Raw genomic sequence first — 11,558 nt, forward strand, 5'->3', positions numbered from 1 at the left:
ATGAGGGAGAGGGAGAATGCTGTGGATGAAAAGACATTAGGGAAAATAGAATTTGATAAAATCAGCCAGATGCTGGATGAATGCTGCGGCTCTGTTCTGGGGAAGGAGAATGCGCACCGCTTGGCTCCCGGGAAGGATTTGCATCAGATCCGTTCTTGGCTTCAGGAGACGACAGAGGCTAAAGAAATTATGCGGTTCAATCCATCCTTCAGTCTGGGCGGCATTCGGGATATCCGGAGCAATGTGGAAAGAGCGGCATTGGGAGCGATATTGGAACCGGAAGATTTATTAGATATTGCTGATACCTGCCGTGCCGCGAGAAAAACAAAAACTTTTTTTTCCAACTTAAAAGGCAGTTATCCCCTCGTGATGGATTTGGCGAAAAATTTGGGCCTGTTTAAGTCTATGGAAACAGCCATCAATGAGGCGGTAAGCGATGAAGGGATGATTCTGGATACGGCCAGCGATCAACTCTTTGTGATCAGGAAAAAAATCAGGACTTATCAGGAAAGGATCAAAGATAAGCTGGATTCCCTGATCAAAAGCCCCCATATTGCCAAATATCTGCAAGACAATTTGGTGACGATCCGGGCCGACCGTTATGTGATCCCTGTGAAACAAGAGTACCGGGCCCAGATCCCCGGATTGATTCATGACCAGTCGGCCAGTGGGGCGACACTTTTTATTGAACCGATGGTTGTATTGGAAATGAATAATGAATTGAAGAAACTGAAAGCCGCGGAACATCAGGAGATTATCCTTATTTTAAAAGGTCTCAGCCAGCAGGTGGCTTCTTTTGACCAGGACCTGGCCAGTACCTTACGGGTACTTGGCCGGCTGGATTTTATTTTTGCCAAAGCACGATTAAGTCAAATCATGGATGCCGGGCCCCCGGAAATAAACACCTTCGGGGCTATTAAGCTGGTCCGGGCCCGCCACCCCTTAATCAAGGGAAATGTAGTGCCCATCGATGTGGACCTGGGCAAAAACTTGGATGCCATGATTATTACAGGGCCAAATACAGGGGGAAAAACCGTCACGCTGAAGACGATCGGACTGCTCCATGCTATGGCCTTGTCCGGTCTTCATGTACCGGCGAACACCGGAACGGAAGTATGTTTATTTCTTAATATTTTTGCAGATATTGGTGACGAGCAGAGTATCGAACAGTCATTAAGCACTTTTTCTTCTCATTTGGTAAATATCGTACGTATTTTGACACAGTCAGACGAGCATGCATTGGTGCTGCTGGATGAACTGGGCGCCGGCACCGACCCTACGGAAGGCGCCGCCCTAGCCATGGCTATTTTGGACTATCTTCAGAAGCGGCATGTCAAAGTAGTTGCCACAACCCACTATAGCGAATTAAAAGCCTTTGCCTATAATAGTCCGAGAATCGTCAATGCCAGTGTGGAGTTTGATGTCAAGACCCTCCAGCCCACATACCGGCTTTTGATGGGTGTGCCGGGAAAGAGCAATGCCTTCGAAATTGCCCGGCGACTTGGATTAAGGGAAGATGTGATTAACCGGGCCAGTGAGTTTTTGACCAAAGATCAGGTTCAGGTGGCAGACTTGATTGCTAATTTAGAGATGGATCAACGGATTAGCGAACAGGAAAGAAAAGAAGCGGAAACATTGCGCAAAGAACTGCAGGCCATGGAACGGCGTTTGGAAGATAAGGAGACGGAACTGCATAACCGGGAAAGAGAAATTATGCGGCGGGCCCAGGAAGAAAGTTTACAGGTGGTCAGGAAAACAAAAGAGGAAATGGACCGGCTTTATCAGGAATTGAAAACGAACCTGGATGCCGAGGCCCAGAAAGCGCAGAATAAGGCATTGACTGGGGCAAAGGAAAAAATTAAAGGAATGGAAGACAAAATATATCAAGCCCTGCCGGAACAAAAATATACCGGTAAAGCACCTCAGACAGTGATGCCCGGACAATTGGTGGAAATCCCCAGGTTAAATCAAACCGGCCATGTCCTTTCCGCACCCAACCAATCAGGGGAAGTGTATGTTCAGGCAGGAATTATGAAGATCGCAGTTAAGCTGGACGACCTGAGGCTTCCCATTAGTACCGAAAAGAAGTCGGGAGAGACCAGAGTGGGACATTTAAGGATGGAAAAAATTCGCCAGGTTTCTCCCGAACTGGATCTGAGAGGGATGATCGTAGAAGAAGCCCTTGAACAGATGGACAAATATCTTGATGATGTTTTTGTCGCCGGCTTAAAAGAAATCAGAATTATTCACGGAAAAGGAACTGGAGCGTTGCGGGAGGCGATCACCAGCCATTTAAAAAAACACCGTCAGGTGAAAGGATTTCGCTTGGGAGACTATAATGAAGGTGGAACGGGTGTAACCCTGGTAAGTTTAAATGTGTAATGTAAAAGAACGGGATTCGGGAACAGGGGTAAGACCAAAACCCTGTGCTTTTTCCTAGAATTTTAGTAAACAGATCCCGGATCCCGAAACATGTAAGAAAGCCTGATGGGGCTTTTTTTACTATATCAGAAAGTATAAATATTTTGTTGCCTAGAATTCTTACATTTCAAGGGGCTTTTATGTGTACCTGCTCTAAAGGTTTCCTTATGGGTATCAGCAAGTAAGTAATATCGATTTAATTGTCTTTCCCGGTACCCGGTACCCGGATCCCGAAAAGCACTTTGGGCTTTTTTACATGTTTATAGGAACTTTAATTCTTTTAGTCGGTCTACTGGATTCCATGGTTTCTTCATTTATCGCATAAACCTGATAATAATAAGTTATTCCCGGTTCCACATCATTATCCACGTAAGATGCGGTGTAAGCCCGAAAGGTCATGATTTCATCGGGGTTATTGTCCGGCCAGCGTTCAATCTTAAAAATGCTGTTGCTGCTTTTCCAAGAAATATGTACTTCTGTTCCATTATCGCCGTGAGATATGTTGTACTTGATGTTTTCCGGGGTATCAGGAGTCTTGTTGCCCTCATTGTCTGAGGCACTGCCGGAACTTTCTTTTACCACCTGATGGTCAGATAGATTACAATGTTCTGTTGGGGCAGTTCCGGGAGGAAAGGGCCTGAATTCGATATACTCTTCCGGGCATCCTCCGCTTTCTCCGGAACCGGGGTGGTTAGCCAAGACTGCCGTTCCATGATGTCTGGGATCCGTGCAAATACCGATGAGCTCCGACCCTCCGCTTTCGGGCTGGCCGCCGTGAATGTTACAATAGGATGCGGGCAATGATAAACCCGCATCCAATGGCTTGTTCTTCGTATTTGGGATTGGCCCCGGTCTTTTAAAATATATGCCGGTGATTTTTGTGGGGCAGGAAGAGTTTGCCAGCAAGCCGCTTTCCGCACAAACGCTCGCACTTACCCAGACGTCAGATACTTCTGTCGGAACGTTTTTTTTCGCAAAAACCTCCTTTTTGATAAACTTATCCGGTGTAAGATCACTGGGTAGTTTACCTGATTTAATATCAACGGCTTGGGTTACAATTCCCGGAGGAAAGGTAAAAGGTTTAACCGGGACTCCCTTCAAAGATTTTTCCATCACTGCTTTCCAGACCCCGGCGGGGTATTGTCCCCCGTATATTTTCTTTAAATAATTTGGCTTGCCGTTTTGATCGATATCTTGGTCGTACCCCATCCAAACGACACCGACCAATTCCGGTGTATAGCCGGCAAACCAGGAATCCTTCATAGAACTCCCTTTTACGTTTTGAAAAATCGACTTGTCCGGTAGCTGGGTAGTACCGGTCTTTCCTGCCACCGGACGGTTGAGCCTTGCTTTGGTTCCCGTACCGGCATCAACTACGGTTTTTAACATGTCCGTCATGAGATATGCGGTCTGTTCGGTCATGGCAATGTTTTTTTTCGGCGTCACGTCCACAATGGTATTCCCTTTTTGGTCCACAATTTTTGTGATCACATGGGGTTGAATATATACGCCTTGGTTGTCGAAAGCACTGTAGGCGCCGGCCAGATCCAGGGGTGAAACACCATGGGTCAGCCCGCCTAAAGCCAGGGAAAGATTTTTATCATTTTTATCATCCAGCGGTAGACCTAATTTTTTCGCAAAAGAGAATCCTTCATTGACACCAATCTCGTTTAGAATTTTTACTGCCGGAATATTTACCGAGTATTGAACGGCCTCCCGCATGGTAATGACACCCCGGTACGTTCCATCATAGTTCTCAGGTTTGTACGGATTACTTGACGATCCAAAAACTGTGGGAACATCATCAACCACACTTGAGGGGGAATACCCCTTTTCCAAGGCAGGACCATAAACCACAGCTGGCTTAATGGCGGATCCGGGCTGGCGCTGCATATCGGTGGCCCTGTTTAGTCCTCGCCGCGTTACATGCTCCCGGCCCCCAATAAGCGCTCTAACCTCTCCCGTTTTCGGATCCATTACTGCCATAGCACTTTGAATGGGGTCGGAGGTATTGCTTTTCGGGAAGAAGGATTCCGTACTGTAGACTTCTTCGGCTGCTTTTTGGATCGTGGGATCAAGGGTGGAATAAATTCTGAATCCTCCGGTATATAATTGGCTGGAATCGTAACCGGCATCTTCCAGCAGGTCTTCCGCCTGGTCAATCACATAGTCGGAGAACCAGGGATAGGCATATTCCTGTTTTTGCTTTAAATCAGCAAGCTTTAGTTCTTCATTTTTGGCTTGTTCCGCTTCTGCCTCCGTAATTTTGTCATAACGCACCATGTTGTCTAAGACAATGTTTCTTCTCGATAAGGCATTTTCCGGATTGAGGAAGGGAGAATAATATTTATATCCTTTCACAACTCCGGCAAGAATGGCCGATTCCCCTAAGGTCAGGTCTCCCACACTTTTGCCGAAATAAGTTTGAGCGGCAGCTTCTACCCCATAGGCACCATGGCCGAAGTAGATTTCATTCAGATAAAAATAAAGAATTTCATCCTTCGTATATTGCCGTTCTACTTGAATGGCCAGCAAGGCTTCTTTGATCTTGCGTTCTAACTTTTTTTCCTGACTTTCCAATATGGCGTTTCTTACCAACTGCATCGTAATCGTGCTGGCTCCTTCTGAAAAATCCCGGTTCCGGATATCCGCAAGAAAAGCACCCAATATTCTTCTTGTGTCGACGCCGTGATGTTTGTAAAAACGCACATCTTCTGTGGCAATAAATGCATCAATCAGATAAGGGGGCATATCCTTTAACTCAACCGGTGTACGGTTTTCAGATTTGTGTACCCGGACCACCAGATCACCATTGGCATCGTAAATAAAGCTGGAGTTTTCTGTTTCAAATACGGATTCCTTCCAATCCGGAAGGCTTTTTAATACCCCTAATAAAAGGCCTAAAGCAGAGCCAAACCCGATAATAAGGAAAAAAATTAAGGATAGAATAATAACGCGGGAAGCTTTTAGTTTACGTTTTTTTCTATTTTGATCGCTCATTATGAGACCTCCTTTGTTTTTGGAGAGGGTTAGCTGCTCACATTATCTCACCTATTATAACACAATGCACGATCTTATTAAATATGAATAAAAGGTCAGAAATATTGCCTGCATTTGTTTAGTCATGCTACAATTATCTATAAGTTAAGGATATAAACAATTTTTTTCGAGGTTCATGATGCGTACAAATATTCTGTTTTTTTCAGTTTCCATTGGATCCGGCCATGACTCAGCGGCAAAATCCTTAGAAAAAAGCTTCTTGGAGAAAATTCCCCACGCGAACACCAAGGTGATTGATACTTTTGATTATATTAATCCTACCCTGAATAAAGTAGTCGTGGGAAGTTATATGGAGACGCTGAAGTTTAATCCTAAGGTATGGGGATACCTGTACCAGCAGGCGGAAAATGGGGACAGGATGGTTGATTTAGGGCAAATTCTCAACAAATTGCTGTCTCATAAATTGCAGCAGCTTATTGATGAGTTTAAGCCCCATGCCATCATTTGTACCCATGCTTTTCCTGCCGGCATGATGTCGTTGGTCAAGGCTCAGATGGGATTGAAGGTGCCGGTGATCGTCGTGTTGACGGATTATACCGTTCATGCCTTTTGGATCCATCCCCATGTCGACTATTATGTGATTCCGTCTGATGCATTGATTTACGAATGTGTCAGTAAAGGAATGCCTAGGGAAAAAATCAGGCCCTTCGGCATACCGATTAGAAAAGAATTTTCTAATCCCATCGATAAAAATGGGATGAAACAAACATTAGGTTTAGATGAAAGGCCGGTGGTCCTGGTGATGGGCGGAGGGCTTGGATTGGGGGCAGTTCAGGAAACTGTAAAGACGTTATTGAACACCAATCCGAACCTGCAAATTGTGGCTGTGGCGGGAAAAAATAAGAGCTTATTTTCTCAGTTAATGAAATTTAAACATGCTTACAAAAATTTGCATGTGTATGGATACGCAGAAAATATTGTGGAATTGATGTCTGCTGCGGATTTAATCATTACAAAGCCGGGCGGACTAACTTCGGCTGAAGTGTTGGCCAAAAAACTTCCCATGGTTATTGTTGATCCCCTTCCTGGACAAGAAGATCGAAACACGGAATTCCTCCTGAATTGGGGTGTTGCTGTAAAAACGGGTAAACGGAGCAGCCTTTCTGCTCTGATCAATCAATTATTCGGGAATGGATTGCGTATGAAACACATGAAAGAAATGGCAGAATATTTAGCAAAGCCTTTTGCGGCAGAGGATATCAGCGATTTTACCATTCAGATCATGACAAATAAATAAACCTGGTAGAGGGACAACTTCACAGTCCGAAAAAAAGACTTTTCTTTTTTGTAACCCTTTGGGCACCGGCTTCATATATTAGATATGCGGAGGTGAAAGAGGACTGTGGGGAAAAAAAAACGAAAAATTATGAGGAATTTTTTTCTCATATTAATCGCAACATTAGGTTTTTTCGTTTTTCTCGAGATCAATTTGACACCAACGATCATCGCCGTCGCAGAAGCCAAAACTCAGTTAATGGCCACTAAAATTATTAATGAAGCCGTTTATCGGAATGTTTCCAATATCAATTATCAGGATATCATGAGCATACATAAAGACAATCAAGATAGAATCGTTTTAATGATGCCGGATACTGTAAAAATAAACAAATTAGCTGCCATGACATCATTGGATATTGAAAAAGAGTTGAATCAATTGGAAACTCAAGGTTTTTCCGTGCCCCTTGGTTTAATCACGGGTAGTGCTTTGTTTTCCGATACCGGCCCCCCGATCAACATCGGCATTGTTCCTGCAGGGACCATTGATGTGGATGTCAATGATGAATTTGTAGAAGCAGGAATAAACCAGACGAAACATCGCATTTATCTAAATGTAAAAACCAGTTTAAAAGTGGTTGTACCCTTAATGAGCTCGACCATCAACGTAGCCGTACAAGTTCCGGTAACGGAAAGCATTATCATAGGCCCTGTACCGGAGTGGTATATGAAATTTAATTCGCAGCAAGACCCGGTAGTGCCTAATTTGAATATCAGTCCGGGAGCTTTGACGGAAGAATAAGGCCGGGCCTTGAAGTCCGCTGATTACTCAAATGTTTTTATTTTAGTGTCTGGCGCCAACCTTTCAGGCGCTATTTTTATGTCAAAGAGAATGTTTTTAAACTATGCATGATTTCCTCAAAGGGAAACATAATAAAAAAAGCAGGTAAGATAGATTTAAGCATGAATGTTCCAATGACTGAAGGCACTGATATCCAAGTAAAAAGCAAGTTAAAAAAACCAGAGGCATAAACCAGAAACTGTCAGTCATGAGATAGTTGACAGCGGGAAAGTAGTTTGATAAACTGATCAAGCGCCGGAGAGAGAGGCGCCAGAAACTGCCAGGAGAAAGGTAGTTGACAGAAGGAAAGTAGTTTGGTAAACTCCCGTATTTGACACTTGATCAAAATAAAAATCCTGCAAAGCCTTGATTTGAAGGGCACTGAAAAAGTCCATTCGCATAAGCGGGATGGATTTTTTCATATATTTTTGGTATAATTATGCATAGAAAGAAAGGATGGATGGGAGCGGGAGAGAATGCTGAGGGACAACAGTCAAATGCAATTGTCCTTGTCACCATATCAAGGGCTTTATGATATCGTGGTTCCCCAAGAACACCTGTTGCGAAAAATCAAAGAGCATATAGATTTCAGCTTTGTGAATCCCATGTTGCGGAAACAGTATTGTGAAAACTTCGGGCGCCCGGCTAAGGAGCCGGAGATGATGTTCAAGCTGATGTTTTTGAAAAAAATGTACGATTTGTCTGACGAAAAGCTAATAAGTGGCGCGCAGACCGACATGGCATACAAATACTTTCTGGATTTAGACCCAGAAGCTGAAATGATAGATCCAAGTTTGCTCACAAAATTTCGCAAGACCCGCATTACAGAAGATATTTTGGAAGATATGCTAAGAGAAACCATACGGCAAGGGATAGAAAAAGGAATCATCAAATCCACAGCGATCATAGTGGATTCTACCCATACAAACTCGGCGGCACGGCCCAAAACGGTCACACAGGTACTGAGAGAACTTAGCAAACAATTCCGCAGAAAGATTTACCGTGAGATGATAGAGCTTTCCGAAAAGTTTCCGGAAAAGCCAAGCGAAACCGCAGAATTGGCGGAGGAAATCGAATATACATACCACTTGCTTGAAAATGTCAAAGAGGACATACTGCAAAGCGAGAAAATTTCGCTGATTGAACTGTATGAGCGCATTAAGGAATTGCTGGACACACAGCGTATTCGTGAAATACGTTCCAAAAACGATGAGGATGCCCGCTTTGGGCACAAAACGGCAACCAGTACATTTTTCGGTTATAAAAGCCATCTGGCTATGAGCGAAGAGCGGATCATAACAGGCATTGAAGTCACACACGGTGGAGAAGCGGATTGCAAGCAACTTCCGGCACTACTTGAAAAATCCCAAAACAATGGTGTTGAGGTTAAGGAAATTATTGGCGACATGGCGTATGTCAGCGAAGATAACCTTGATACTTGCGAAGAAGACGGCGTGATGCTTTTCGCTAAAACGAATTCCGCTGTGGCGGCTGCTGCCGCCTCGTCGCTGGATGAAGGTTTTTCTTTCAACAAAGATGCCGGATTGTTACAATGTCCGGCAGGGGAATTGGCTATGCGTGTTGAAAAAAGGGCCGCAGAGAATGGGAATACCTATTTGAGATATGTGTTTAGCAAAGTCAAGTGCCGAAAATGCCCGCTATGGGAGCAGTGCCGTGTTGGGAAATCAAAAGCGAAAGAACGGAGTTACAGCATCACGCAGCCGAACGAGAAAAACCGCCTAAGACTTGAATTTGAAGCCGGTGAATACTTCCGTGAACGGCTGAAAATCCGGCACCGTATTGAAGAAAAAAACGGTGAAATGAAAGTGGCGCACGGTCTTGGCAAAGCCGATTCCGTGGGGCTTGACGCCATGCGATTACAAACGTATTTTACAGCGTTTGTGGTAAATGTGAAGCGGATAGTTAAGCTTTCCGCACTAAATCCGGCCTGATTGGGGCTGCTTTTTTATTTCAAGCGAAACCCAACAAATTTTCCGCTTATTCCTACGAAAATTACAACGCATATTTATGCACTGAGAAATCCCCGTCTCTAAAAACGGGGATTTTTCAGTGCCCTTGATTTGAAAGGTTTTGCAGGATTTAATGTATGTGTAAAAAGTGCGTACTTTTTTTACTTTTTCGTTTCTTTAAAAATTTTTTTCATGATGCTTGTTGCAACAATCTGATAGTCCGTGCGAAAGCCAAAAGCATCATGAAGCGCATCGGTAAAATCTGTTCTTGTGTAGGTTGGAACATACCCTTCGTTTTTAACTTCTAGAAAATCCATATCTCTCAGCCCGCCAATAATCTCGTGGCATGTGAAATTTTCGTTGAGCCTCTTTTCAAGTAGCCTAAAAATAATTAGCGATATAAAGCAAGTGGTAAAATGCGCTTCAATCCTGTCATCATTGCTTAAGTACACAGGTCTTGCTTTGAATTCGCTTTTCATAATCCTAAAGCATTCTTCGATCTCCCATCTCCTGTGATTTACCTTGATGATTTCAGATACATCATCCTCAAGGTTTGTGCAAATTCCATAAAAACCATCAAAGGCTTCTTCTTTCTGGATGAGAGTAGAATCAATGCTGTAGATCTCTTTTTCTGCGACTTCTCCATCAGGAGTACAGCTTGTTTTAATGAATAAACCTTTTGTAATCGTTAGGATTGCATTTCTTAATTTTTATTGGGTTTGCATCTATAACCTTTTGGGCACGTTCTATTTGAGAGTTACGGATTTTACGCTGATAATCCCTGTATTTGATAGAGTAGGTTACAATAAGCCTTTGTTCAAAACCGTTTTCTTTGATCCAACGTTCCTTGTAAAAAACTTTAGCTCGTATTTTGGCTTTATCTTCAGTAGTGGCTTTATCTATCATTTCATCAAGCTTGGAAATGTCATAGGTTTTTTCGCTATCTGGAAGTTTCCAGCCATCTGGAGCAAGAGCCCATTTTTTTAGGTGCTCTTTTAATTTTTTAATAGACTGAGTTGTAATAAACGCCCGTCCATCTTTGTCGTTAAACTTTCGATTATCTTCGGAAGCAAGGCCTGCATCAGTACAGACGATGAATTTGGAAAGTTCAAAATCGGATAAAATCTTTTTTTCCAATGGCTTTAAAGTCAGCTGCTCGTTCATATTACCCCTGTTAATGCTAAAAGCCAGAGGAATGCCATCCCCGTCCATGAATAGTCCCATTTGGACTATTGGGTTTGGTCTGTGTTCTTTTGACGGACCGTATTGTTTACTGCCGTCTTCCTGTTCTATTTCAAAAAAGTAATTGGTGCAATCATAGTAAAGTACACTGGTGTTTCTTTTGGAAACCTTAAGGCTGTTTTCATACAAAGAGGACTGAATAAAACCTGTTTCCTTGGAAAGCACTTCAAGAGCTCTGTATATTTGATGTAAATCAAAATTAGGCTGCTCAATAAACCTTTTAGAAAGCTCGTATGTTGCAAGTTTTGAGGAAGGGAAGATAACTCTGCCGTAAATTAACCTTGAGAGAATTGAATCCAGGTCAAAATCAAATTTGTACCTTTGGGAAATATCTTTACAGATCTTATGAATTCCGAGTTCGTGATAAATCTTTTGCAGAAATAGATATCCGCCGTTGAAGGAACGCTGTTCGTCTTTCGAAATAATTTTAGATTGCTCGAAAGGAACAAGTATTTTCCGTATTTGTTCCTTTTCTTTTTCATTCAATTTTCTTATATATTCTTTAGCCCACTCATATGGATCTGCACCATTAAGTTTTTCCCTGAGTTCAGTTTCGGTTCCAAGTTTCTCAACAGTAATTGTGCGTTCTTTCTTATTCATATAAACAGTTTTTGTAACATAAAGTGAAGCTGAATTTTTTGAACGTGATACCTTTAATCTCATAAGCAATCCTCCAAACTACTTATATTATAACATATCACGCGTTATCACGCAATTGGAAGTGCGAAAATTTGACAAAAAAATAAGCCTATCTCAAGGCTTTCAGGGATTCTTTCTTTATTCAACTGTCAAAGGCCCGGCATAAACCA

At 42.9% G+C, this 11,558-nt stretch carries 5 protein-coding genes and 1 pseudogene; 4 read left to right on the plus strand and 2 right to left on the minus strand.

What is annotated here, in order from left to right:
* Window positions 1–21: 21 nt before the first annotated feature.
* Complete coding sequence (locus DCMF_RS03240) at window positions 22–2,382, plus strand: endonuclease MutS2 (RefSeq protein ID WP_148133102.1); 2,361 nt, start codon at window positions 22–24, stop codon at window positions 2,380–2,382.
* Window positions 2,383–2,673: 291 nt separating this feature from the next.
* Here DCMF_RS03240 and DCMF_RS03245 read toward each other — a convergent pair whose 3' ends face one another.
* The gene (locus DCMF_RS03245) at window positions 2,674–5,421 is read right to left on the minus strand and encodes a transglycosylase domain-containing protein (protein WP_148133103.1); all 2,748 of its coding nucleotides are present in this window, start codon (window positions 5,419–5,421) and stop codon (window positions 2,674–2,676) included.
* 175 nt (window positions 5,422–5,596) lie between these two features.
* Between DCMF_RS03245 and DCMF_RS03250 the strand changes: the two genes are divergently transcribed.
* The 3 genes from DCMF_RS03250 (at window position 5,597) to DCMF_RS03260 (ending at window position 9,489) form a co-directional block, all read left to right on the plus strand.
* Window positions 5,597–6,718 (plus strand): MGDG synthase family glycosyltransferase, encoded by a 1,122-nt coding sequence (locus DCMF_RS03250; protein WP_236860172.1) that lies wholly within the window; start codon window positions 5,597–5,599, stop codon window positions 6,716–6,718.
* A gap of 105 nt (window positions 6,719–6,823) precedes the next feature.
* Complete coding sequence (yunB, locus tag DCMF_RS03255) at window positions 6,824–7,498, plus strand: sporulation protein YunB (protein WP_214659059.1); 675 nt, start codon at window positions 6,824–6,826, stop codon at window positions 7,496–7,498.
* Between the two features lie 536 nt (window positions 7,499–8,034).
* Complete coding sequence (locus DCMF_RS03260; RefSeq protein WP_236860051.1) at window positions 8,035–9,489, plus strand: IS1182 family transposase; 1,455 nt, start codon at window positions 8,035–8,037, stop codon at window positions 9,487–9,489.
* 179 nt (window positions 9,490–9,668) lie between these two features.
* On the opposite strand, the pseudogene DCMF_RS03265 reads toward DCMF_RS03260, so the two are convergent.
* Window positions 9,669–11,412: pseudogene (locus DCMF_RS03265) on the minus strand (IS1634 family transposase).
* Window positions 11,413–11,558 lie beyond the last annotated feature (146 nt).

Source organism: Candidatus Formimonas warabiya (assembly GCF_002777255.1).
Classification (GTDB): Bacteria; Bacillota; Dehalobacteriia; order Dehalobacteriales; family Dehalobacteriaceae; genus Formimonas; species Formimonas warabiya.

What these genes read in the sequence shown, in the direction of transcription:
- DCMF_RS03245 (WP_148133103.1), bottom strand. Translation starts at nt 5,421, where the DNA reads ATGAGCGATCAAAATAGAAAAAAACGTAAACTAAAAGCTTCCCGCGTT.
- DCMF_RS03250 (WP_236860172.1), top strand. Translation starts at nt 5,597, where the DNA reads ATGATGCGTACAAATATTCTGTTTTTTTCAGTTTCCATTGGATCCGGC.
- DCMF_RS03260 (WP_236860051.1), top strand. Translation starts at nt 8,035, where the DNA reads ATGCAATTGTCCTTGTCACCATATCAAGGGCTTTATGATATCGTGGTT.